General features: G+C 55.7%; 26 protein-coding genes. All 26 read right to left on the bottom strand.

Annotation, left to right across the window (positions count from 1 at the left end; all coding sequences use genetic code 11):
• On the bottom strand, positions 1-825 hold an 825-nt coding region (locus B5D61_RS14155), incomplete at its 3' end, for a beta/alpha barrel domain-containing protein (protein WP_078814018.1).
• A gap of 136 nt (positions 826-961) precedes the next feature.
• Entirely contained in the window at positions 962-1528 is a 567-nt protein-coding gene (locus B5D61_RS14150) for a hypothetical protein (RefSeq protein WP_078814017.1), read from the bottom strand.
• Positions 1529-1536: 8 nt separating this feature from the next.
• Entirely contained in the window at positions 1537-1923 is a 387-nt protein-coding gene (locus B5D61_RS14145) for a HesB/IscA family protein (protein ID WP_078814016.1), read from the bottom strand.
• A gap of 26 nt (positions 1924-1949) precedes the next feature.
• The gene (locus tag B5D61_RS14140; RefSeq protein WP_245846545.1) at positions 1950-2747 is read right to left on the bottom strand and encodes an Hsp33 family molecular chaperone HslO; all 798 of its coding nucleotides are present in this window, start codon (positions 2745-2747) and stop codon (positions 1950-1952) included.
• Between the two features lie 86 nt (positions 2748-2833).
• The gene (locus B5D61_RS14135) at positions 2834-3496 is read right to left on the bottom strand and encodes a 3-keto-disaccharide hydrolase (RefSeq protein WP_078814015.1); all 663 of its coding nucleotides are present in this window, start codon (positions 3494-3496) and stop codon (positions 2834-2836) included.
• A gap of 75 nt (positions 3497-3571) precedes the next feature.
• Positions 3572-4339 carry a platelet-activating factor acetylhydrolase IB subunit gene (locus B5D61_RS14130; protein ID WP_078814014.1) on the bottom strand — a complete coding sequence of 256 codons (768 nt, stop codon included), beginning with the start codon at positions 4337-4339 and terminating at the stop codon, positions 3572-3574.
• A 94-nt stretch (positions 4340-4433) separates the two neighbouring features.
• Complete coding sequence (locus B5D61_RS14125) at positions 4434-7118, bottom strand: secretin N-terminal domain-containing protein (RefSeq protein ID WP_078814013.1); 2685 nt, start codon at positions 7116-7118, stop codon at positions 4434-4436.
• 57 nt (positions 7119-7175) lie between these two features.
• Positions 7176-7832: a hypothetical protein gene (locus tag B5D61_RS14120; RefSeq protein WP_078814012.1), complete on the bottom strand. Its 657-nt coding sequence runs from the start codon at positions 7830-7832 to the stop codon at positions 7176-7178.
• A gap of 15 nt (positions 7833-7847) precedes the next feature.
• Positions 7848-8399, bottom strand: coding sequence for a hypothetical protein (locus tag B5D61_RS14115; RefSeq protein WP_078814011.1), 552 nt, complete (start codon positions 8397-8399; stop codon positions 7848-7850).
• Positions 8400-8422: 23 nt separating this feature from the next.
• Entirely contained in the window at positions 8423-9637 is a 1215-nt protein-coding gene (locus B5D61_RS14110; RefSeq protein WP_078814010.1) for a PilN domain-containing protein, read from the bottom strand.
• Positions 9638-9860: 223 nt separating this feature from the next.
• The gene (locus tag B5D61_RS14105) at positions 9861-10790 is read right to left on the bottom strand and encodes a type II secretion system minor pseudopilin (protein ID WP_078814009.1); all 930 of its coding nucleotides are present in this window, start codon (positions 10788-10790) and stop codon (positions 9861-9863) included.
• Positions 10787-11845, bottom strand: coding sequence for a prepilin-type N-terminal cleavage/methylation domain-containing protein (locus B5D61_RS27005; protein ID WP_281251789.1), 1059 nt, complete (start codon positions 11843-11845; stop codon positions 10787-10789). Before B5D61_RS27005 ends, B5D61_RS14105 begins: the two co-directional genes overlap by 4 nt.
• Complete coding sequence (locus B5D61_RS14095) at positions 11820-12236, bottom strand: type IV pilus modification PilV family protein (protein WP_078814008.1); 417 nt, start codon at positions 12234-12236, stop codon at positions 11820-11822. The genes B5D61_RS27005 and B5D61_RS14095 overlap by 26 nt, the downstream gene beginning before the upstream one ends.
• Positions 12233-12904, bottom strand: coding sequence for a pilus assembly FimT family protein (locus B5D61_RS14090; protein ID WP_176159436.1), 672 nt, complete (start codon positions 12902-12904; stop codon positions 12233-12235). The genes B5D61_RS14095 and B5D61_RS14090 overlap by 4 nt, the downstream gene beginning before the upstream one ends.
• A 172-nt stretch (positions 12905-13076) precedes the next feature.
• Positions 13077-13523, bottom strand: a complete 447-nt coding sequence (gene gspG, locus B5D61_RS14085) for a type II secretion system major pseudopilin GspG (RefSeq protein ID WP_078814006.1) — start codon at positions 13521-13523, stop codon at positions 13077-13079.
• Positions 13524-13606: 83 nt separating this feature from the next.
• On the bottom strand, positions 13607-14845 hold the full coding sequence (locus B5D61_RS14080; RefSeq protein WP_078814005.1) for a type II secretion system F family protein: 1239 nt from the start codon (positions 14843-14845) through the stop codon (positions 13607-13609).
• A gap of 17 nt (positions 14846-14862) precedes the next feature.
• Positions 14863-15162 carry a hypothetical protein gene (locus B5D61_RS14075; RefSeq protein ID WP_078814004.1) on the bottom strand — a complete coding sequence of 100 codons (300 nt, stop codon included), beginning with the start codon at positions 15160-15162 and terminating at the stop codon, positions 14863-14865.
• Complete coding sequence (locus B5D61_RS14070) at positions 15159-15449, bottom strand: addiction module protein (protein WP_078814003.1); 291 nt, start codon at positions 15447-15449, stop codon at positions 15159-15161. Before B5D61_RS14070 ends, B5D61_RS14075 begins: the two co-directional genes overlap by 4 nt.
• Positions 15446-17140, bottom strand: a complete 1695-nt coding sequence (locus tag B5D61_RS14065; protein WP_078814002.1) for a GspE/PulE family protein — start codon at positions 17138-17140, stop codon at positions 15446-15448. Before B5D61_RS14065 ends, B5D61_RS14070 begins: the two co-directional genes overlap by 4 nt.
• Before the next feature lie 67 nt (positions 17141-17207).
• On the bottom strand, positions 17208-17795 hold the full coding sequence (locus B5D61_RS14060) for a thioredoxin family protein (protein ID WP_078814001.1): 588 nt from the start codon (positions 17793-17795) through the stop codon (positions 17208-17210).
• A 57-nt stretch (positions 17796-17852) separates the two neighbouring features.
• Positions 17853-19169, bottom strand: a complete 1317-nt coding sequence (locus tag B5D61_RS14055) for a CCA tRNA nucleotidyltransferase (protein ID WP_078814000.1) — start codon at positions 19167-19169, stop codon at positions 17853-17855.
• An 8-nt stretch (positions 19170-19177) separates the two neighbouring features.
• Complete coding sequence (locus B5D61_RS14050; RefSeq protein ID WP_078813999.1) at positions 19178-19762, bottom strand: hypothetical protein; 585 nt, start codon at positions 19760-19762, stop codon at positions 19178-19180.
• Positions 19763-19920: 158 nt separating this feature from the next.
• Positions 19921-21348 carry a hypothetical protein gene (locus B5D61_RS14045; protein WP_078813998.1) on the bottom strand — a complete coding sequence of 476 codons (1428 nt, stop codon included), beginning with the start codon at positions 21346-21348 and terminating at the stop codon, positions 19921-19923.
• A gap of 85 nt (positions 21349-21433) precedes the next feature.
• Positions 21434-22312: an SMP-30/gluconolactonase/LRE family protein gene (locus tag B5D61_RS14040; protein ID WP_176159434.1), complete on the bottom strand. Its 879-nt coding sequence runs from the start codon at positions 22310-22312 to the stop codon at positions 21434-21436.
• Positions 22313-22352: 40 nt separating this feature from the next.
• On the bottom strand, positions 22353-23225 hold the full coding sequence (locus B5D61_RS14035; RefSeq protein WP_078813996.1) for an alpha/beta hydrolase: 873 nt from the start codon (positions 23223-23225) through the stop codon (positions 22353-22355).
• Between the two features lie 74 nt (positions 23226-23299).
• Positions 23300-24772 (bottom strand): NADH-quinone oxidoreductase subunit N, encoded by a 1473-nt coding sequence (locus tag B5D61_RS14030; protein WP_078813995.1) that lies wholly within the window; start codon positions 24770-24772, stop codon positions 23300-23302.
• Between the last annotated feature and the right edge of the window lies 1 nt (position 24773).

Below are 24773 nucleotides of genomic sequence, written 5' to 3'. Positions count from 1 at the left end.
CACCCCGCTGGCACCCTGCTGGATGGCGTTGTAGCTCATCTTCAGCGCGTCCAGCTCAGGCAGCTTCTTACCGCCGGCGATCACGATCGGCACCGGGCAGCAGGAAGTGATCGTCTCAAAACCTTCGTCCGTGTAGTAGCACTTCACCACGTTGGCTCCCAGCTCCGCCATGATGCGGGTGGCCAGACGGAAATACTGTGCGTTACGTGCCATCGCACGCCCCACGGCGACGACACCCATGACGCCGATGCCGTAACGGCTGGCGGCGTCCACAAGGTCGGTCATGTTCTTCAGGCTCTGGCGCTCGTAAGCGCTGCCGATGAAGACCTGCACGGCCAGGATGCTGGCGTTCAGGCGGATGGCTTCTTCAATGTTCAGAGCGGTGCTCTCGTTGGAGAGAGGCTCGAAACCTGGGCGGCCAAATTTCACCTTCTTGCCGTCGAGGTCACCTTCCCACTCTTCGAAAGGGCTGACCATGGAGGTGCCACCGGAGGCACGCAGGGCGATGGCCTTCTGGGTGGAGGCAGGGATGACGCTGCGCTGGATGCCACGGGTGAGCATGAGGCAGTCGGCATAGGGCTCCAGGGGGAGAATGGTCTGGTCCACACGCTCCAGGCCGGTGGTCGGGCCCTGGAAGTAACCGTGGTCGAAGGCGAGCATGACGGTGCGGCCGTCTTTAGGATTGAAGACCTTGCTCAGACGGTTCTTCAGACCCCAGTCATACTGGTGGGAACCTTTGAGGAAGAAGCCCGGAGCCTGCTGGGGCACGTCGGTGAAGTATTCCTTTTCCTTCTTGTCTGCTGCGCTGGTGCTGATGTCGGCCATATAAATACGATTGGAGTTGGGGCGGGCACAGTCGGCATGAATCCGCTGCGTGCAACTCACAGAGGCGGTAAAAGTATTCGGAAGTGCCCTTCCAGCATTATTTTCCTGAGGTGATGCAGGCAAAGTCCAGCCTCACTTATAGCATCAGCCCCAAAAGCACCTCACGAATCTGAGTTCGCCATTTGTTGAGATAGGCCAATCGTGCCTGGATGGCTTGAAGCTCGATCCATACAGAGCCTTCACCTGCGGCGATACGATCATCGTAGCGGGGGAGTTGGGCTTCGAGTTCCTGCCAGGCTTCTTCGATGCTGGTGCCTAGGTTTTCGAGTGCTTCCCGCAGGCGCATTTCCTCACTGGCAAGCAAAGCCTTGCTCAGGGCTGTGGTCGCGGTTTGCTTCTTTTTGAGGAAGGCTCCGGCGGATTGGAGCAGGGGGCCCAGCTTTTCAAACAATCCCATCAGGGAGGCATCCAGGGGAACCGCCCGCCAAGGAGTGTTGGAGTGCTGCTCGATCAGGTGCTTCAAGCGCGTCACGGGCGACTTCAGCATCTCCAGTGCGGCGTTGAGATCGGCCGAGAGTTGGGTATCGCCCCCTGCTTGATCGGGATGGGCTGCCCTAGAGGCTGTCAGATAGGCAGCCTGGAGTTGTTCCTCCGTGAGGGCGGCCTGGGGAGGGAGATTGAGGAGAGCAAAGGCGTCCGGCATGGGCTTGATTAGGCCGCGAAGCTCTCACCGCAGGAACACGTCACGATGGCGTTAGGGTTGGTGACCTTGAATCCTCCTTGCTGGATGTCATCGCTGAAATCCAATTCGGAACCACTGACAAATAGCGCACTTTTGGGATCGATCACCACACGGACATCCGAAGACAAGACCATGATGTCTCGGTTAGCAGGGCCATCGACGAGATCCATCTTATACTGAAGTCCTGAGCAGCCCCCCCCCACGACAGCGATCCGTAATGCCCCATGCTCAGCCCGGCCTTGCTTGGTCAGCAGGCTGGTGAGTTTGCGGGCCGCATTCGGAAGTACCTTGATCAACTTTTCGTTACCGATCTTGTAATTCGGGGCGGCTAGGGCGGGTGAGGCTGGCGCGGACATGGGTAAAGTAAAACAGGCTTCTGAGATTAGCTATCGAGGCGACTTTTCCATTCATCAAAGTCCGAGCGAGGTGTCCTAAAGACCGCCGCACAGCGTGGGCAGGTGATGGTGGCTTCTCCATCTTCGAATACATAATCGATGTCTTCGTCCGACAGCCGAGACAACATGGGGAACATGCGTTCAGCCGTGCATCCGCAGTCGAAGACGTAGTTACGGGTTTCGAGCAAGGTTAAATGTTCAGACTCATCCAGCTTGGGGATATCTGTATCGGTCAGACTGTTGAGCCATTCGACATCGGCGTCGGGTTCGGCGGAGATTTGCACAAAATCCTCGTCGGGCAGTCTGAAAAGACGTGTGGGGCGCTGCTCGCTCTGGGTGTAGAATTGCTCGACGGCCGACAAGACGTCCCTCCCCTGGAATTCGATCATGCTTTGCCGCGGCTGCATGTGCGTTCGGGTGGTCTGGGCGATGAAGAGGGAATGCCCGGTGTCCCGAACATCCTCCGTGAACAGTCTGCCTGTGACTCGGCCTGGGTGAGTGTTCCCTGTCACGAAGATGTTCAGCAGGGGATCATGAATATTGATGGTCCAGGCACAGTTCTCATCGTGGGGACGTGAGGCGAGGTGGAGGGCAATCCCTGCGAGACCATCCTTCAGCATTTCATCCAGTTTCTCTGGGTGCTTGATGCCGTGCTGCATCAGATGCAGGTAATAATCCATGTAGAGGGGGCCGAAACGGCCACGCACGAGCAGGCAGTTACGTTTCCGCACGAAGTAGCAGCGGATTTCGGTGACAGAGAGATCTGGACTGAGCATCTGGCTCATGGGATGACAAGCGGGGAAAAAAGAAGCGAGGGCCTTTCAGCCCTCGCTCGTAACATAAAAGGAGGCGGATTGCCATCCTAGATGGATCACAAAGGACGGATGTAAAGGTCCTTGTAATATACGACGCTCTTGGGGTCGTGGGCTTGAATAGCCATCGTGCCAGGAGATAATTTACGGCCAGGCATGTTTTTCAGAGCGGTAGCTGGATCCCAACCTTCAGGCTCCGTCCAATCGGTGGTCACTTGGCCATTGATGGAGATGGTGATGTGCTTGCCTTCCACTTTGATGCTGTAGTCGAACCACTCGTCATCACCCACAGGAGCAGTGTCGAGAACGTCTTTCACCGCGTAAAGACCGCCGGTTTTTTTCGGGTCTTTGTGCGAGGTGCTGTTCACCTGGCATTCGTAGCCTTTCTCTGGCCAGCCTTTATCCTGGTATTCGGTGGCGATGTAGAGACCGGAATTGGAGCCGGGCATATGCTTCACCTTACCTTTGAATTCGAAGTTCGTGAACTTGGCATCGCCGTTAGGACCCACGTAGAACAGGTGGGAACGGCCATTGCTGACCTTGATGGTGCCGTTTTCGACGGAGAAGCTACCGGGAGTTTCCTCGTTGGATTTCCAGCCGCTGAGGTCTTGGCCGTTGAACATGGAAACCCAGCCGTCGTTGGCGGCGGGTTTGTCTTCGGCGACAGCGCAGACGGCGAGGCCGAGGAATGCGACGAGGGAGGTGAGTTGGTTGAGTTTCATGGAGATGAGGGATTTAATTCAGGGTGGGGCACAAGCAACCCACGAGGCGGCTGATTTTTTTCAATTTTCTTCAGGTTATTTCATCAACTCGCCCAGCTTCGGTGTGATCGCATCAGCCCAGATCTGGTAGCCAGCAGGTGAAAGGTGGAGGAAATCGGGCATGATCTCTTTGGTCAGGCTGCCGTCAGGTTGGAGAAATTTGTCACCGATATCGAGGTAGTGAATGCTATCTCCATTGTCCAATTTCGCGATGATTTGGTTCACTTCCTTCAGTTTGTCGCGGGATGGATTCGGAGAGGCCTTTTCTCCACGGGGGAAGACGCCGAGGAGGAGCAATTTGGCTTGAGGTTGCTTCTCGCGGATCGTTTTGACGATAGCCGTGATGCCTTTGGCAATCCCCTCGGCGGAATCGGCTCCAACATTATTGGTCCCGATCATCAGCACGATAGCCTTAGGTTTGATCGTCTCCAACTCGCCGTTCTGGATGCGCCACAGAACATGTTGGGTGCGATCACCGCCAATGCCGAAGTTGGCAGGTTCCCAAGCACCAAAGGCTTTATCCCAAATGTCTTTCTTGGCTGCCCAACCTGCGGTGATGGAATCCCCAAGGAAAACAAGTTGAGCTTTCCCTTCCTGAGCGATTTTTACAAACCGTTCATGAGCGGGGAGAAACCCGGCTTTGGGTTGGCCATCGGGACCGAGCTTAATGGCTGGCACATCGGGAGCTTGCGGTGGCAGGATGACAGCGGGGCCCGGTGATTTAGGCGCTGGAGTTGTGACTTGGCCTTGGGAAAGGGAAACCAAGGCGGCGAGAGCAAGCAGGGAGGTGACGAGGATTTTCATGGGACTGGCCCAGTCTGCGAAAGAATGGCCGAGGATAGCAATCTGAAAAGCACCCCCGGGACCAGTCTTGTGCACGGAATCCAGTCAATGGACATCAACGCCGCGCACTGGGAGCCGGTGCGGTGACCTTGTTGGGATTCCCGCGCTTAAAGATGCGAGAAAAGAACCCAGGCTTATCCTGGAGTTCCTGGGCCTCTTTATCCGTGATGGGCCGCACGCCGTACGGGGAGACTTGTTCCGGAAAACGCTCTGCGGCATCTGCGCCGACCTGTGTGCGGAAATCTTCAGCGCGTGATGTGCTGCGGAGACCGATGTTATCCGTCACCACTTGCGGTTGGATGAAGATGATCAGCTCGCTACGAGAGTTGCTATCTTGATTGTCCTTGAAGAGGTTGCCGACGCCAGGGATGCGGCTGAGGAAAGGAACGCCGCTGGTTTCCTTTTTGTTTTGCTCCGAGATGAGCCCGCCCAGAACGATGGTGTTGCGATCTGGAACCGTGACAGAGGTGACGATCTGTTCGGTGCCGATGATGGGAATCAAGTTGGGCTCGACCAACTGTGTGCCGACAACGGTGTCATTGACCTGGGCGATGGTCAGAGTAACTTCGCCATCTTCATTGATCAGGGGAACGACTTCCAGCTTCAGCACCACATCGCGATACTCGATGGTGGTGGTGACGTTGTTGCCGTTGTTATTATTGTTGGTGTTGGTGAGTGTCTGCGCTGGGACGGGAATCAACTGTCCTGACGTGATGGTCGCTTTTTTATTGTTCAATGCGAAGACACTGGGGCGAGAGAGAACCTTGAAGCGATTCGTCGTTTCCAGCGCAGTTACAAAGACATCCAAACTGTCACCAATGGCGCCGTAGAGATTGAGGCCGGCAGCGGGACCAAACGCATTGGTGATGACGTTGTTGCGGAGGTCATTCACAGCACGAGCCGTGGTGCTGCTACCCAGCAAGTCGGTGCGGCTGAAAATTCCACCGGCACTGAAATTGGTGCCGTCTTTGTTGGTTAGCGCACTGAGATAGTCCACCCCGAACTGGAAACCATCGTCCAAGGTGAGTTGGCCAATGACAGTTGAGAGATAAACTTGCGCGGGTTTGCGGTCGAGTTTGTCGAGCAAGCCGTTGACCTTATCAATGGCTTCCTTGCGCCCCATCACGAGGATGGTGTTCGACATAGGATCAGCGACGACTCGAGTTTTGCCGATGAGAACGGAGATTGGGGCATTGTCTTCAGTGGGGCCCTGAATCAAGTCCGCCCGCGAAGCAGTGGCGGTCGAAGTTGTATCTTCAGAGGTCGTTGTGCTGGTGCTCAGGACTTGTCCGCCACGAGTGCCTGTGGTGGTGCGGCCCGTGAGGAGCTGGCTGCTGCTGGAGGCCAGGGGTTGGTTACGCTGCTGTTGGATCGATCCTCCACCCGGGAGTTGAATGGTTCCAGTGCTGGTGTCCTGTAGAAGGTCGGCGATGGCACTGAGGACGTCCACAGCAGCCGCATAACGAAGTTTGCGTTCGTAAGGTTCATCCACTTGGAGTGGCTTGTCGAATTCGGCAATGAGGCTGGCGATGTAGGCGTAGTCGGCGGGTGCGGAGATGACCAGGATTTGATTCAACCGAGTGTCGGCAATGATTTGAGCGGTTGGCACCGGAGCCTGTGCGCTTGCTTGCATCACTTGGCCATTGATGATCATCGGTGCTTGTTGACGTGCCTCACTCCGTTCTTCACGCCGTTCGTTATTGTTGCTCTTACCATCGGAGGCTGCATTGCCGCGGATGGTATTGACGCCTTTGCTTTCCTTTTCTTGGGCCTGAGCCGTCAAGGTCGCCTGGATGATCTGAGCCACTGTTGAAGCATCCGCATATTCCACAGGAATGAACTTGGTGACCAAGGACGATCCCGTATCCCCCACATCAATGGCTTCGCGAATGCTGATGAGTTGTTTGATCACCGTGCTGCTCTCGGTCAAAAGTAAACCCGGAGGTGTCAGCACGGGGGTGATGCGGCCATAGACGCTGAGGCCAACATGACCGGAGAACATCGTGGCTGCTTCCTCAGGATCGAGGTAATCCAAGCGCATGAAGTAGGTGACGATGGTCTCACCTGGAGGCAGGTCTTGAGGGGAAGTGTAGAAGTGAACGCCATGCGAGAACTGAACAGCGTTGGCGCTCTGGCTCCGAGCAGGGAGGATACGAGCACTTTTACCACCGGGTTCCATCACGATGGCATAACCATTGGTGAGGAGAGTCGCCTCAATGAGTTTGATGGCTTCATCCTTGCTCACCGCGTGAGGGGTGGCGAGGCTCACGGGGGCACCATCGGTGAAGATATTGGTGTCCTTGATGAGAGTGACGCCGGTGAGCAATTCATAGATGCTCAGCATGTCGGCGACCGGATTGTTTGGGAACTGGAGGACGATTTTATCGCCTTCCATGCGAATCGTCTGGGCGAGAGTACTCTGCACGTTTTCTCCTCCAGGGCCGCCCGGTGCCATGCCTCCTGCGGCAGTCGGTCCAAAGCCTCCACCTTCACCGCGCCGACGACCAAAGCCTCCGCCGGGCCCGAAACGTCCACTTCCAGGAGGGCCAAAACCGCCTTCGCCAGGTGCTCCTGGAGGCCGCGCACCTTCAGGCGGTGGAGCCGCAGGAACTGCATCGTCAGCGGCGGGTGCCGGGGGATTCGGTTCTGGAGCGTTCTCTTGGGCCGGGGCCGACAGGGAGAGGAGAGCGAGTAGGCTGCTCGTTAAAGCGGTGCGGAGGCAGGACCGGGAGAGATGCATGAGAAAAGGGGACGGGAGAAACAGTGGGCTGTTGGCAGAGAGAGGGCGGAGACAGGCTTAACGTCCGCCCTTATCTTCTTTTTCGATTCGCTCGAATTCCTTGCGAATGATGTTTCGGCGCTCTTCTTCGGGCGCATTACGGAACTTCTCATCGCTGAATTTGGAACGCATCATGTCGCGGAATTTTTCGCGCGATTTCTCCGAGAGAGACTCGTAGCGTTTGCGATCCTCGTCGGAAGGGCCGCGACTGTTGCCGCGAAACCGGTCACCTCCCGGAGGCCCTCCTCTGTCAGACCGTTCGGACTGCTCGGGCTTGCCATTCGGCTTCATATCCTTGGCCGTTAAGGATGCATAGCGAACACTGACCACTTCACCGCCAATGCTGATCTTGGCCTGACTGCGGGAAATATCAGGAGCTGGGTGAGCTTCTTGCAGCGTCCAACCTTGGAAATTAGGCTCGGTGCCAACGATGTGAGACTCTTTCGTCTCCATGTTGAAAATGGTCGCCACAGGTTTGCCATCAATGTAGGCGATTCCTGTTAGCACCAGATTATCCGACATGTTGACCATGCGGGTAAAAGGCGAACTCGTCACCACGGGAGCGAGCACATTGGGATCGAAAGGCTGAGGCAGATCTGGATCAGGCTCAGCAGCCCACGCTACTGTGGGAGACAGCAGCGTCAATAAGCGGAGAAGCGTGGTCGTGGTCTTCATGGCTGGAAGGCTGGGTTAGAGTGCGACTTCAGGCTTAAACCACCGGGCGACGGTGAGGTTGCACACCACTTGCGGCGTCTTTTCTCGGGATCGGGTGTCAATCTCCAGGTCTAAGACGCGGACGGCCTGGAATTTTTCGGGCGATTGCAGGGTGGAGAGCCAGCGAAGCACGGTGGTTTGATCTCCCCGGAGGCGAATAGACACTGTCACTTCACGGTAACTTTCAGTCGGGGCTGCCAACGGGGGAAGCGTAGGCTGCTCCGAGGTGATGCCATATTCCAGAGCTTGGTTCTGTAGATCTTCCAGCAGTTGGCCCTGGGCGCGGCCAAGGCTCTCGGTGGTCGGCATTTTTTCCACCAGCCAGTTGCGGCGCTTGTCCCAAAAGGCACGGTCTGCCATCCAGGTGTCGTTTTCACTCTTCTGTGCCTGAAGCGTGGCGATCTTTTGCAGTGCGGCCGTGCGGCGTTGCATGAAATCATTGACCAGGATGGCGAAGGCCATAAAAACCAGCACGCTGACGCAAAGCAGCAGCAGGTTTTTTTCACGGGAAGTCAGTTTCTGAGCCATGATCGTGGGAAATCCTGAGCGGGTTATTGGCGTTTGCCCTGGGCGCGGAATTGGGCCGTCTTGTCACGGACCGTCGGCTGAGGTTTGCTCCAGGAATACTGACCGAGCACGCTGTGTTTTTGCAGGTCTTCGACGAACTGGAAAGCCATCTGGGCATCCCGTGCTTCCCCACGAATATCGATCTCATTGTCCTTGATCTCAAAATCACGGATCACGATACCGCTGGGAGGCATCAGTTTGGTGATTTCGGCCAAGATGAACATGGGGTAACGTCGGGGCTCAATGGCTGGTGCGAGTGCTTTCCATCGTTCAACGGTTTTTTTGACCTGCATGGCAGGTTCAGCCGTGGCTTCGACGGCGGCTTCCAATTCAGAGGCTGTCTTTTCCTGAAAACGCAGATAAGCGAAGGCGAGGAAGCCCATGGCCACGAAGAGCAAGCCGCCCAGAATGCTGAAGCGGATCAGGTTACCCCGACGGGAGGCGCTGGTTTGAGCAACCCGAACACTGGCTGGAAGGAGCTGGGGCCAACTCTTGGTGTCCAGCTCATTGTTAGGGGGAAGATGCGGAACAACTCGCGTGGGGAGTTCGGTCGAGGAAGTCAGTGTCTCTGTGATCTCGGGCACCCAGGCTGAACCCACGAGAGTAATCCCTGAAATGCTGCCGACTCCGAGGTCTTGTTCCAGAGCTAGCCGAGCAAGGGTGATATCCTGGGCGATCTCATCGGCCGCTGCGGTGGCCGGAGCAAAGAGGTGACTGTGATAGAGCTTGCCCTGGTAATTGGCCGCGAGGACCAAAGCACCATGCTCTTCGGCAATGACGAGGTGACCGTTAGGTAGGCTGAGAAGCCGTAATGCGGCGGTATAGTCCGAGGCCTGAGAAAGCGCTAGATCTTGTGGAAAGGGATCTGCCAGAATGTCCACGCTGACAGTGGCGAGGGAGGCCGTTTGGGTCAGTAAATGCCAACGGAAATTTCGATGAGCTCCTCCCTCTAGTTTCAGCCCTTTTCTCTCCAGTTGGGTGATGATGATCTGTTCGAGAATCTCGTGGTCGGCATTCGGTAAAATCATGCCCACGGTCCGGCAAGCCGTAGCCGGAAGACCGACAACGAGTGGTTTTCCCTGATTAGCGACTGAGCTGGGCGTTTCTACCGCTTCCCCTCCGCTGGTGCTCCGCGGTTTCCAAACACGCCAAGTGGCATCCGGGGAGGGAAGGAGGAGGGTGGAGGCGGCAAACGACATGCGGGGGATCGTGAAGTGGGTAAAACGCGGGAGTTGGCAAGAAGTTGCGGTGGAATCTTGAAGTCAAAGAGAGTCTTTTCCGGCAGCGGTGTCTGCTTAACTTTACTTCGGAACAGCCGCTGAACGCACTTAAAATCAATGGCTCATTTGACTTAGTCGTGGTCTCTCGTTTTGCAGAGAGGATCGAGCCTACATTTCAATCCTGTGTGGCGTTGAGAGAAATTCATTCCTCAATTCTGGCGAGATAAGTCAAAGACCGGTCATCTCCCCGCCGGGCGATCACGATGATTTGGGCGCGTTTATCGCCCACATACCCGGTGCTGGTGATTCGGCGCAGGTCATCATCACTGGTGAGGATGCTCTGCATGGCTTTGGCGCGGTCTCCGGTTAGGCCGAGCAGACGATAGGCTTCTCCATCGGAAATGCGTTGATCATCTTCGGTGCCAGGGATGCCGTCGGCACCATCACGACGGGAAATGTAGTTTGCGACGTCCGTTTCGGAAGCGCCTGCCACTGCGATGAGGGTTTCTTTGAAGGCTGTGCGCAGGTCAATGGTGCCGTTGCCATAGACACTGAAAAACTCACGCCAATCCGGCTTTAGGCGATCCACAATGCCCATGCCGCGAACCAACAGCATTTCATCCACGTTGATAAACCCTTGCTGACGGGGAATCTCATAGACTCCTTGGCTTTCGTAAAAGGCGGTTTCGGCTCCGTTGCTCCTCACCTCATCATCCCGGTCCACCCAATCCGCCAGGGAATCACTGGCGATGCTGGCTTCATCGCTATTCAAGCCCCAGCGAACGAAAAGTTCATAAACCGCTTCACGCAGGCGGTCATCAGTGATGAAGTTGATGGGGATACGAGCGCCTTCATAGTTGATCACCACATCGAATCCGCTGTCCGTGCCGATCTTTTGTTTCAGCACTTTGTCACCCCGCCGGGAATTGGGATGCAGGCCGACAGCGAGGCCACTTTCAGCGAGATGTAGCGCGCGAAAATCCGCAGCAGCCAGGGAGGCCTCGGCGACGCTGTAATTGAGATACTGGACCAAACCCATGACCGTAACCGACATGAGCACAAGCGCCCAGACCATGAGCATGAGGGCCGAACCCCGATGGGGGGCGAGGGGCTTGGAAGGTATCATTTTCATGGATTTCGGCTACCTCCAGAGCCTCCGTTAAAGTTCCCGCCGCCACTGCCCGAGCTGCGGCCTCCTCCCGATGGTCCTCCACCACCTTGTCCGTTTCCGCGTCCTCCGGTTTGGCCGTTGCCTTGGCCGCCATTGCCACCTCTGCCACCCGAGTCGTTGCCACCGCGGCCTTGATTATCACCTCCACGGCCCCCACCTTGGGTTCCTCGTCCTCCCCCTTGGCCACCGCCGCCTCCTGATTGGCCACCTTGGGCATTGGAGTCAGAAGAGGTGTTGTTGTTAGAGCTACTGGAATTGGAGGCGGGGTTCCCGGCGACGATTTCCAGTGTGGGCACGCTATACACCATGCGAATCGGGGTGGTGCGGTCGCGCATGACGAGTTGGACTTCGATGAGATCTGGCCAATCGGAATCGGACCATTCCTCCAGCCAGGTATCGTCATCTTCTTTGTAAAAGCGCCACTTGAGCTGAACCACATCCGGCAAGAGCGGCATCCAATAGCGACCTTGTTCATCGGGTGCCGTTAGGCCGGTCGTTTCCTGTCGCAGGGCGATATTACTGTCGCTTTCAGGAATGAGGTCTTCGCGAGAAAGGCAGAGGTATTGAACGAGTAAGCCGTTTTGATCCACTTCACCATTCGGGTCAGGTCGCAATCCCAGGATGGTGTCCTCATAAGTGATCGGACGGGTGCCAAAGCTAAAACAATGCGTTGAACCGCTGATGGTGAGTTCTTGAGCGGATGAACCTGGGGTATTGGGATCCAAAGCTGTCAGGGTCAGTGTCGCCGTTCCCGGTAGTGTCGTGAAAGTCTTGCGGCAGAGATCCAGGAATCGATTGATGGCATCGTTTTCCCGTTGAAGCTGGCCGATCTGTGAAGCGGCACGGACACTGCCCTGAATGATGGCAAACAGCGTGCCTGTGATCATCCCTAAGATGGTCAATGCAATGACCACCTCCATCAAGGTAAAGGCAGGTCTCTTGGTGGCAAGAGAAGGCCCATGTCTCGGCCTGTCTTGGGGCTGAGAGAGGTTATTTGTCGGCAGGTTTGTAAACATAGACGTCCACGCTTTCTTCGCGTTGTTCGTTACCTGCGGTGTAGGTGGCCACCACCTTGAGGTTGTAGAGATCGTTCAGTGTGTCTCCACGCGTCGTGGTGAGGGCAACACGTTCGATGCTGCTGGTGTAAGTTACCCCTGTGGGCACGTCGGTGATGGTGCCAGCCATTTCAGCGAGAGGTTTGCGCCGCATCTCTTCCAGAAAAGAGCGCAGCCCAATACGCACGCGCTGGTCTTTATTCAGAATGTTAGCTACATCCAAGGAGGTGTTCAGCGCACGGGCCAATCCCAACACCCCGATGGCAAACATGGATAAGGCGATGATGAGCTCCAGAAGGATGTAACCCCCTGGAGACCGAAGCTCCCGTGATCTGTTAGGCGAGGTCTTCATTTGAGATCAATGACCTCCCGGGTGATGTCGGCCGTGAGAGCCCCAAACTCCACATCAAAGGTCGCGCTTTGACTTTGCAGATGCAGCTTGAGGGGTTGGCAGATGCCGCTGGGTTGAAAGACCCAGAGTTTCACCATTTCTCCTTCGATGTAGGTCTCCTCGAGATCGTGCCAAAACTTGATCGAATACTGCACATCGGTGGGGAGGTCGTAGTGCTCCTCCCAGTTGTCGTCGAGTTTGGGAGCCGTTGGGGCCAGCGGGAGATCAGTTTTTGGTGTTTCACCAGCGCCGCCATCCAGATCAGAATCATTATCGTCCGCATTGGGATTCATGCGGAAGGACCCGCTCTCGACTTCTTGCATGAAGGTCGTGAGTTCACTGAGCTGCAGGTAGGGGCTAAAGTAACGGGAGGCGACGAAGCCGCCGGAATAAAAAGCCACCTGATAAGGGCGCTTTTCTTTCATGGCGCGAAGCCGAGCTTCTTTTGCCAGGTGAACTAACTCCGAGACAGGAGCCCGGGCGAGTTGTTCGTCACGAATGCCGCGAAACATCGGCACCGACGCCGCCGCGATGACGATGATGATGGTGAGTGAAATGACGATCTCAACCAGGGTGAAGCCGGATCGGGAAGGGGAGTGAAATGACGAATGAGGAATGACAAATGACACCCTGGGGGAACGAGGGCGGAATGCAGGAACTCCGGAGTGAGTCATAATGCTGAAGCGAGCATTCATCATGGATGACGATCAGTTCTTTCAACCCCGGTTATGACGTTTGGTTTCGCTAACACGGCGCTCTCAGAAGTGAGGCCAAGTTGACCTCACTTCTTGTTTGAAGGCACTACTTCGCCCCAGCCTTCCAGTTGCCGATGTCGTCTTCATTGCCATCGACACCGTCTTTACCCACGGACCAGACGTCGAAGGGTTTTTTGGACTTTTGAGCTGGGTAACGATACTTGTATTCCTGGCCCCAAGGATCCTTGGGCACTTCCTCCATGAGAGCGGTCCACTTCTCAGGCAGGGGTTCAGTGGTGGGTTTTTCCACCAGGGCTTTCAGGCCTTGTTCGGTGGTCGGGGGGCGCATGTTGCGGGCTTCATAAAGCTGAAGCTGGGTCATGATGTTTTGCAGGTCACCATCCACACGGGTTTCTTTGGCGACATCCACGTTGCCTTTCAGCATGTAAATGGAGCCTGCTGCGAGAATGGAAATGATCGTGAGCACGATCACGATCTCGATGAGGGTGAAGGCTTGACGCGGGAGGCGTTGGAGACGGTTTGGGATTTTCATGGTGTGATCGCGATAACGAAGGAATTCGACGACATTAACAAGATTTGCAGGATGAAGTGAAGCGGAAGTAAAATGCAGTACGTTTACGCGCGGCTCTTGATGCCATTGACGGATTGGAAGACGGCCGAAATGATGGAGTAGGCCACAACGCCGACGATGATGGCCATGAAGACGATGATGATGGGGGAGATCAGGGCTGTCATGCGCTTGATGCGTTTATCCAATTCCTTGTCATACCGGGTCGCGCATTTTTCCAGAGATTTACCTAGCATGCCGGTCTGCTCGCCGACAGCGATCATATCCACCAGCATCAGCGGGAAATGGGACACTTTCTTGAGGGAGCTGGAGAGGGCTCCCCCCTCCGCCACTAAGCCCGTGACTTTGGCTAGGAGGGACTGGATAAACACATTGGCGGAGATTTTGGAGACGAGGCGAATGCTATTGAGCAATGGCACGCCGTTGCCGACAAGGCTGCCCATGGAGTGGGCAAATTGCGCATAAAAGCGGGTCGCGATGACGGGGCCAAAAAGAGGAAGCTTCAGTTTCGTCTCATGCCACCACATCAGGCCCCTGGGCGTGGCGATGTAGGCTTTGAAAGATAGTCCGGTAATAATCAGCACGGCCAGGATCACCCACCACCATTGAGCCAGGAAGGTATTGAAGCTGATGAGCATCTGGGTGGCGAAGGGCAGTTTTTGCCCACTTTTAGCCAGGAGATCCGTGATTTGAGGCACCATGACCGTCATGAAGACGATCATCAGAACGACGCAGGCGCTGACGAGGAACGCCGGGTAGATCATCGCCGAGGTGACCTTGGCTTGGAGCTCGGCCATGACGGCGAGGTTCTGGGCGAGACGACGCAAGATCTCCGAGAGGGAGCCGCTGACCTCTCCCGCGGCGACGAGATTGCAGTAAAGGTCGTCAAAACTTGGGGAGGCTTTTTTCAAAGCCTTGGCCACGGTGGAGCCTTCGCGGAGCTGGTCTCGAAGAATGGTGGAGACACGACGGAGAGCGACATCCTCCTGGCGTTCAGCGATCACCCGCAAGGCTTGATCAATCTGCAACCCCCCATCCAACATGTCGGCGAGCTCTTCCGTGAACAGGATGATTTGGGCTCGCTTCAGCCGCACGGGTTGATTGTCCTCCAGCTTAGCGGCGGCTGCCGCACTGGCTTGTGCGGACTTGGCTTCCTCCGCCACTTTGATGGGGGTTAAAGCCTGCGCTTCCAGCTTACGAAACACCTCAGCTTTGGACCCAACGGCGAGGCTGCCAGTGATGGTCTGGCCAGAAGCATTCAGCGCGGTGTAGGAGAAAGAGGGCATAGGACAGCTAAATAAAGTCAGATCCGACGTTTGAGGATGCGGTCACGCTTTTCGGGAGCAATTCGCCCATCGACGATCGCTTTGACCACAGCGATATGCTTTTCGACACGGTAATAGATAATGGAGTTAAACTTCACTGAGTTCACATGGAGATAACCGCAGATGGCACTATGAATTCCCGCCGTCATTTGCAGATCAGTCAAATCTTTGGTTATACATTGACGAAAATAGGTCCCCAAACCTTTCTCTTGCCGTTCGTAGAAAGCATAACTCTGTTGTAAGTCTCCCAGCGCATCGCTTGTGACTAAAACCTTCATGGCATGGTCTTGCGCATCTCTTCCAGAAAGTCTTCCAGAGGTAAGAGTTTGGCTTCACCCGATGCGAGACGTTGCTCCCGCTCAGCGAGGAGTTCTAAATGCCAAGACGGAACTTCTCCTTGTGTTTCGGCATCGACATCCAGATCAATCCACAACGCTTGAAAAAGTTCCCATTTTTGGGCAACAGTGAGCTGTTCGATGGGCAAATCAACAGGTGGATTTGAAGACAGAGTCATAGTGCAGAATAGTCTTTGCAACGGGGAACGCAATCGTGCTTGAGATGTCATTCACTCGCCGCTGTGACGGTCATCACTTCTTCCAGTGTGGTGATGCCTTGAGCCGCTTTCTTAAAGCCATACTGGCGCATCGGCACCATGCCGTCTTTGAGAGCTTGGACTTTAAGTTCCATGGTCGTTGCTCGGAGATTGATCTTCTCCTGAAGAGCCTCGGTCATCATGCAGATCTCCATGATGGCCAGACGTCCAGTGAAGCCGGTATTGCGGCAGGCACGGCATCCCACCGGAGTGAAGAGTTTATCCCGCCACTCCATGGGGAAACCACAGGCGCGCAGATAGCTGTCTTCATGGTGAGCTGGGGCCTTGCAGTGAGGGCACAGGGTGCGGACGAGGCGCTGTGCTTGGAAGGCCCGAACCGAGGAGGAAACCATGAAGGGCTCGATGCCCATGTCGAGCAAGCGAGAGATACCGCCCACCGCATCGTTGGTATGCAGGGTGGAGAACACCAAGTGACCCGTGAGGGCGCCGCGAATGGCGATTTCCACCGTTTCCTGGTCGCGCATTTCCCCCACCATGATGACGTTGGGGTCGCCACGGAGAATGCTGCGCAGCCCGGCGGCGAAGGTGAGATCAATCTCGGGTTTGACGGCAATCTGGATGATGCCGTCCAGCTTGTTTTCCACCGGATCTTCAATGGTAACGATACGGCGGTCCTTCGTATTGAGTTCCTTGAGCAGGGTGTAGAGCGTGGTGCTTTTACCCGATCCAGTAGGGCCTGTGATGAGAATGATGCCGTTCGGTGAGGCGATGAGTTTGCGGAACTTGGCCTCCGTTTCGGCGTCCAGCCCGATGGCGGACATGTCGAACTTTTTGCGAGTGAGCAAACGTAAGGCGACGGACTCACCATTGACGCTAGGAATGGTGGCGACACGCACGTCGATCGGCTCGCCATCCAGCTCCAGGTTAATGCGTCCATCCTGAGGCAGGCGGCGCTCCGCGATGTCCAAGTGCGCCATGATCTTCAGGCGCGAGACCAGAGAGGCTTGGAGTAATCGCATGTTAGGAGGCACGGGCACTTCGATCAGTTTGCCATCCACCCGGTAACGAATGCGCAAATCACGCTCCAGAGGCTCCACGTGAATGTCGGTGGCGCGTTCCTTCAGACCTTCTCGGAAGATCTGGTTCACGAAGTTCATGACAGTCGCCTCTTCATCGGCTTCGTCCAGGACATTGACCTCCTGCTTCATGTCATCGTCAGCGTCGTTGCCTTCGCGACCTTCGAGCAGTTCCTCAAAGTTCTCGGCACCGACGCCGTAGCCTTGATGTAACGCTTCCAGGATACGGTGGCGGCTGGCGATCTGCCAATGAACTCGCTTTTGCAGTTCCTGCCCGACCGCTTGGCGGGCACTGAGATCGAAGGGGTTGTAAGTCAAAACCGTGGCTTCGACTGCGCTGACGTGGGTCGGAAAAATGCGATGACGGAGGGCGAGTTTGGCCGGGAATCGGTTGTGCAGCCCTTCCTGGGCTTCCGAATCGTCTTTGGCAAAAGGGATATTCAGAGCATGGGCCAGTTGGGAAAAGAAGGATTCTTCGTCCACCACATTGGCATCCAGCACGGCATCGATCAGGGGCTGCCGCTTATCCGTAGCCTCATCCAGAGCATGGCGTAGCCGGGACTGATCCCGGCATCCAGCTTGGCTGGCGGTATGGTAGAGGACGTCGGAAAGAGAAAGCGGTGCCATGCAGTAATCGTGCTACAACGCACAAACACCGCCAAGGTTGCGCGGGAAATTGCAGGAACCGACTGCTTTAGTGCAGCTTGAAATGATCCGGCTCATTGCCCGGTTTCCACTTGATGTTGCAACCGGTGCTGGGGCGTTGCGTCTGGATGGGCGCTTCTCCCGCTAGCAGAGCTTGCACTGCTGCACGGAGGTCGTCACCCGTGATCGGCGTGGTGTTTTTAGGTCGTGATCCATCGAACTGTCCACAGTAGGTCAGCTTCAGTTCGCCATCGAAAAGATAAAAATCAGGCGTGCAGGCGGCGACGTAGGCATGGGCCACACTTTGATCTGCATCGTAAAGGTAAGGAAAATTCCAGCCGTATTGAGCGCTGAACTCCACCATTTTCGCGGGAGAATCGGCTGGGTATTTTTCGATGTCGTTGGAGGTGATGGCCACCACGCCAATACCCTGAGTCTCTAGCTCCTTGGCGAACTCACTCAGAGCTGCAGCGAGGTGGATGACGAAGGGGCAGTGATTGCACACAAACATCACCAGCAAGCCCCGTGGACCTCGCACATCATCCAGCGTGTAGGTTTGCCCCAGAGCAGCAGGCAATTCAAATTCAGGAGCGGTGCTGCCAAGCGGGAGGATGCGTGTGGAGGGAACTTCAGCCATGATAGAGTTCAGTATTCGGTAATCAGTGTTCAGTGTCCACTGATTACCGAATACGGATTACGGCTGACTGTTTTTGTGATGGTTTTGCACCCATTCGAGAGCTTCCTCTCGCGTGTTGATCAATCCTTCCAATTGAGCATTTTGAACCGCTGTGAGCACGATCCCCAACTGCTTGCCAGGTTGCCAGCCGAGTTCGATCAAATCACGCCCATTGATCAGAGTCGGCGGGATCAGCGGTGCTTGTGAAAACTCCTCCGCCTTGGCCTTCATGAACTCATAGTTATCCAGCAGGCCATTCGACCCGAGACAGTCAACCCGATGCAGGGCCAGCTCGTCTTCCCAAGTGGGCCGTGCCATCATGCGCTTCAGCGTGCTGTTGCGCATTTTTTTCACGTCTTTGAAGGCCATGTGATTTTCGACCGCCACCTGCGTGGGTTCGATGACATCGTTGGGGAACTTGAGCCTGCGCAGGATGTCACCGGTCATTTCGGCGCCTAGTTTATCGTGGCCATTGAATCGGATGCGCCCCGTCTCATCCACCGTGAAGGTGGCGGGCTTGGCGATGTCATGCAGGAGGACGCTCAGCACCAGGGGCAGGGAAACCTGCTGGGGGAGCAAGCTCAACATCAAGCGAGTATGGATGAAGACATCACCTTCTGGATGCCACTGAGGCGGTTGTTCGACGCCCTGCAGGATGAGGATTTCAGGCAGCACCTGTTGCATCAAGCCGCTCTCGACAAGGAGGTCAAATCCGCGCAGGCGTTGGGGGTGCAGGAAGATTTTGATCAATTCGTCACGAATGCGCTCGGCACTGACGGTGTTGATCGCTTCAGCGTGATCGCAGACCGCTTTCCAAGTGGCGGGCTCGATTTCAAAGTCGAGAACGGTGGCAAAACGAATCGCACGCAACAGGCGCAAGCGATCTTCTGCAAAACGTTGATGGGGATCTCCGATGGCCCGGAGAAGCCTGCGATTGAGATCAGCCTGCCCACCGACATAATCAATGATGCGATCACCGATGGGATCACGAAACAGTCCATTGACGGTGAAGTCACGACGTTGAGCATCCTCTTCAGTGGTGGCAAACGTCACGCTTTCAGGCCGACGGCCATCCTTGTAGCTGCCGTCCGTGCGGAAGGTCGCCACTTCGATCTGATGATGATTGTGCTTAACAATAACCACTCCAAAGTGAGCTCCGACAGTGAGTGCGCCCGGAAAAAGCGCGATCACCTGCTGCGGGGTGGCGCTGGTGGCGACATCGTAATCCTTGGGTTCTTTACCCAGGAGGAAGTCACGGACACAGCCGCCAGCCAGCAGTGCTTCATGACCTTGCTCGCGCAGGAGACGAATGACGTGGATGGCGGCTTTGATCATCGGCACGGTTAAGGATTCGCTGCGGGAGCCTCTGCTTGAGGCTTGGCAGGAGCATGGCTGCTACCACCGCGATTGGAAGGGGCGAATTTGGCGACAAGGAAAGCTCCTCCGGCCGCCAAGAAGCAACCGACGATGAAGAGAGGGGGAAGCTTAGCCCAACCACCTTCGGGGGGGTGAACGAACATGGCGACAACGGTGTTCACAATCGGAGCCCCCGCAAAAACGATCGGCATGACTGCGGCTGCAGCGGCGAGGCCGAAACCACCTCCCCCTTTAGCAATTGGTGTTGCGGCGGCACCCAGGGCCAAGACCAACGTGAAGGCACCGAGAGCACCTGCTAGGCCAGCAATTAAGCTCATCGGGATGCCATTGCCGTCCGGTCCTGCGAAGCTCCAGTTGGTGCCCCGGGCTTTCAAAACGAAAGCTGCAATGACGCCAATTAACGCATACGCCACGCAGACGAAGAGGAAGGCTTTCAACCCAGCATTAGGCGTTTCAGGTCCCATTGGCATGAGGCTACGTGCCTTGTGAAGCAGGATGCCATAGACGCCCCAAGAGAGCACAGTGAGGAGGGCAAAGGTAAGCCAAGTCATTTTAGGTTTTTGGGTTGGTGGATTCACGCCGGTGGAAAACGTTGATTCCAACCTATTTGGATCAAAAACCTGCGGGGACAAAATGTTTTTGCGCATGAATCCAGAGGCGGACTCTGCGTAAGGGCGACTGGTCTAAAAATGTCCTAACCGCGTGAAAGCTAGGGTTTGGATTTCAAGGTCTCGAGCATTTTGAGGAGTCCCTCCGTGATTTTGACACTCGCTTGGACTTCCAGGCGGTTCGTGCCTAGCCAAGTTTCATATCCGCCGAGAGCATGATGTTCCGGTGTGGGGAGATAGCCGTAATAACCTCCGGCAATGCTGTGAGTGAAGGTGGGTTTGAAGGGACTCTTAGCTTTGAGCTCAAGTCCTGTCTCGACGAAGGTTTCACAAGGAATGGCGCAGATACCGACTTCCCCAAGACGCAAGGCCTGGAGGGGGATGGTGATGGTGGGGGGAACGTCACGCAGCTTGAGGGTTCGTTCCGCATAGATTACATCAAGCGCAGCACGGCCGCCGATGAGGCGTGGTTTTTGAACCAATTCTTCGGCACGGGCCAACTGCTCCGGCGTTGGACGTCGAGCTTCTAAAGTAAGCTCCATGAATTGAGAGTCCAACGGGATCCAGCGGTGGTAGGTGATGCCCTTCATGGCCTCGAAGGCAGCCTGAGCCACATCGTCGGCGACTTCGCGGATCTTGCTATAACTGCCCGCCGATTTTTGAGCGGGTTTTGAGTAGTCGTTGTTGTTGATGTTGCCGCTGGTGCCGTTGCTGAGCATGGCGACAAAGGGGGGATCTTGCCTGTCAGCGCCTAACAACTGTTGCAAGCGGTCACAAAAAACAGGGAAGTAATCCGCCGAGACGTGGCCATTGCCGACGCCACCGACATAGTGCAGGGAGTAATTGGCCAGCACGGCCAAGGGTGTGCCTTCGAGCGTTTGGACAGAGACCACGCAGACTTGGGGGTCTGTCGGTCCGGCGGGTTTGACGAGATTTTCTCCTCGCGGCGGGTTCATCTTGACCTTGTCGATGCCACCAAAGGGATTAGGAGGCACGGTGCCTTCCTTCATGAACCAGCGACGGTTGAAGACTTGATCCGGTTCTTCCCCCACAGCCCAGCCGATTTGAGCGGGAGCCAGATTATTCACCGCACGGGTGACTCCATCGGCGATGCGTCGTGCGACGAAGGTTTGGTATTCGGTTAGAGGTTCATTCACCGAGTAGCGATTCTCGCTGAGTGCACTGCTCGCCGAATGCGTATGTGTGGCCGACATCAGTAGGCATTCTCTGGGGATGCCTGTCTGTTCCTTCACAAGGCGAGCCGCTTCATCAAACATCTGCTGAGCTGCACCGAGGAGGTCGCACACCACGATGGCCATTTTTTTTTCGCCATTGTCCAAGACTAGGCAACGGGCATGCAGCTCATCGTGAATGTGTGTGGAGGGGAATGGACTAAAGCCACCGACGATAGCCCCAGCAATGTTCGGCGTGATGTTGCTGGTGGCTGCGCCCGCGCGGAGCTGTTTGGTGGACTCTTGAGCCTGAGCACAGAGTGTGATGAAACTGATCCAGAGAACAAGATAGCGCATCTGACCTCATACGAAGAAGGGCACGAAGTTCATTCGTGCCCTTCCTTAAAGTGTCTCTTTGATACCAGATTGCAGCGCAATGGGTTTACTTGAAATAGCCGCTGACCTTGAGTTTTCGACCGAAGATCTTATCTCCAGCGGCAACATACAGGATGTTATGATCCTTGCCTGCAAACTCGACGCTGACGACCTTGCCATCGCGTACGGGTTTGGCAATGATTCCAGCGAGACGTCCAGCAGGGTCAAAGATCTGAACCCCTAGCTCGGTGGTGACGAAATAACGGCCATTGGCTTCCGTGGTGGAACCATCCCCGGAGGCGCTTTCTTTACCCACAGGCAGCCACATGGTCATGAAGGGCGCGCCACCGGTCAGAGTGCCATCGGGTTCGATGCGCCATGTCCAGACGTGCTTGCCGCCATATTCGGAGACGGCGAGTGTGGCTTCATCCGGCGAGATGGTGATGCCATTCGGCTTGGCCACATGGCCTTCATCCGCGATGATGTGCTTCTTATCCGCCGTGATGAGATGGATGCACTGGGTGGGAGTTTCCGTGAAATACAGATGGCCTTTCTTACTGACGACGAGGTCGTTGCATTTGACGCCCGTTAGAAGCTCCTCCACCTCGCCCTTCATGGAAATGGCGATGATGCGTTGCTCCCGATTGTGACAGGCATAAAAACGCCCATCCGGGCCGATCTGTAGCCCACTGATGCCGGGTAGATTATCGAGGAAAAGGTCGGTTTTACCAGTGGCGGCATCGAGCTTGTAGATGCCTTTGCCTGCCTTGACATCGGTGAAGTAAAGATTGCCTGCGGAATCCGTGCAGAGGCCATCGGTGAAAGTGTAGCCACTGACCGCTTCCACCCAAGGCTGATCATCACTCAAATACTCGTGCAAAGACGTGTCTTGAGCATCTGATAACAGGGGGAAGAAGGCGAGAGAAAGAAAAGCGAAGTGTTTCATGCGAAGTTGGAATAACAAAAAGAGATGAAACGAGGGGTTCTCATTTTTTCCACAGCCAACGAAGGGTGTCGGGAAGCATAGACGCCCCGTGTTTACCATTATGCGTGCCTTCACCCAGCACGAACTGATAATCATAACCAGCGAACTTCAGCGCGGCGGCCATGTCCTGATTGGCGAGAGGCCAATTGCCAAACTGATTGTCGAGATCGTTGCGTCCGTCTTGCAGGAACACTTTGAGGGGTTTTTTGTCGGTCTTACGAATCAGAGCTGGATAGACATGGCCTCCGCGAATGTTGGTGAAGGAACCGATGTGGCTAACCACTTTTCGAAAAGCGTCAGGTCTTTCCCAGGCCACGGTAAAGGCGCAGATGCCACCACTGCTGTTGCCGCAGATGGCGCGTTCGTCGGGATTGGTCGTCAGGTTGTAATCCTTGGCCACAGCTGGCAGGATTTCCTCCAACAGAAACTTGGCATACAGATCCCCGAGTGAATCATATTCAAAGCTGCGGTTGCTGCGGGCTTTGACTTTAGGGTCTTGGTTGGGGAAAACTCCGGGTTGAATGAAGATACCAATCGTCACGGGCATTTCGCCTTTAGCGATCAGGTTATCAAAGACAACGGGGGCGCGGAATGTGCCATCGGCTTTCACAAAACCAGCCCCGTCACAGAAGACCATCACGTACGCTGGCTTTGTTTTGTCGTATTGGGCAGGGACGTAAATCCACCAGTCGCGTGTGGTGCCTGGATAAATCTTGGAGTCATTCCAAGCTGGCATCTGAATGACCTTCCCTTGAGGCACACCTGCCTGGACTTGGGAGTCAGGTCCCAAGACATACTGGTCGTCTTGGGGGGCGGCTTGAAGGCTGAGGCAAAGAGCTAGGGAAAGGGAAAGACAAAGAATGGCTGGCTTCATACAGAGTGAGCCAGAACAAACGTCTCTACGGGCTACTTGTTGCAGGGCTCTGCGACAAAGCACAGTGACTCCTATCAGTGACTCGCGACTGCCACTGGGGCAGGAGTGAGCAGCTTTTGCAGCGGCTTCGGATACACGCCCACGACCACAATCACCACGGCCAACACAATCGCACCTGCCTTGGCCCCCATCGAGACATTGAGGGCATTGGCACTGGATTGGGCATCACTTGAATACATGGCCAGAATCGCACGGAAGTAGTAGTAGAAGCCAGCCGCCGCACCGATCACCGCGCAGAGCAGGGCACCCCAAGCGGCCTGATCCATGAGACCCAGGAACACGAACAGTTTGCCCATGAAACCTGCGGTCAGAGGCAGACCAGCCAAAGAAGCCAAGGCCAGAGTCATCAGCAGTGCCAGCAGAGGGCTGCGCTTGGCCAAACCGCGGAAATCACGCAGGTCTTCACCGCTGCCATTGGCACGGAGCAAGGCCAGAACCAAGAATCCGAGAACCGTCATGGGCAGATAAGTGGCCAAGTAGAAGGCCACCACACCACCTGAGTTCAGGTCAAAGCGTGCGGAACCAGCACCGAGAGCCAGAAGCAGGTAACCCGCATGGCTGATGCTGGAGTAACCCAGAAGGCGCTTAACGCTGGTCTGGAAAATGGCAGGCAAGCTGCCGAGGAGAATCGTAAGACTGCCTCCAATGATCAGAAGATGCTGCACTTCAGTCGCAATGATCGAACCCGGTGCAGTGAACGCGGCCACAGCCCGAGTCAAAACGATGAAACCTGCTGCTTTGGAACCGACCGAGAGGAAGGTTGTCACTGGAATGGGAGCCCCTTGATATACATCAGGAACCCACATCTGAAACGGTGCTGCGGCGACTTTGAAACCAAGACCTGCCAACAAGAAGGCGGCTCCTAGCAGCACGGCTTTTTTCGAAATGGAACCCGAGGCCAGAGCGGCTGAAATTCCTTCAAAACTCATGGAGCCTGTTGCCCCATAGACCCAAGCAATACCATACACCAGAACACCGGTGCTGAGCGCTCCCAAGATCAGGTATTTGACACCAGCTTCGAGGGCGAGACCGTTTTTCCGAGCAAAGGCGACCAAGACGTAGAAGGAGATTGTGACGAGTTCCAACGACACAAAGACGGTGACCAGATCTTTGGCAGAGGCCATCCACATCATGCCTGCACAGACGATGAGAGGCAGGCTGAAAAGCTCACTGTAGTTACCACCTGGAACAAACCGAGTCAGGTAAGTCGAGCTCTCCACCGTCAGCCAGAGCACGAGCAGCGTGATGATCAGAGCGAAGCCTTTGTAAAAAACGGCCAGTGAATCCAGCTGATGATAGGGCTGAACGAACGCAGGCAGATCTGCGGTGGCTTTAGAAGCGAAGAGGAATAGGACGAACGCCAGAGCAACGCCTCCGATGCTGAGTGCGGAGAGTGTGCGGCGATGGATCGTCGGGACAAGTGCTTCCAGGCACAACAGCGCCAGAGCGAAGACGACGAGGAAGATTTCGACGGAGAAAACGGACATG

It is taken from the genome of Prosthecobacter debontii (assembly GCF_900167535.1).
GTDB classification, from domain to species: Bacteria; Verrucomicrobiota; Verrucomicrobiia; order Verrucomicrobiales; family Verrucomicrobiaceae; genus Prosthecobacter; species Prosthecobacter debontii.
The sequence above is the reverse complement of the archived record's forward strand: the minus strand, read 5'-3'. Positions and strand labels throughout refer to the sequence as shown.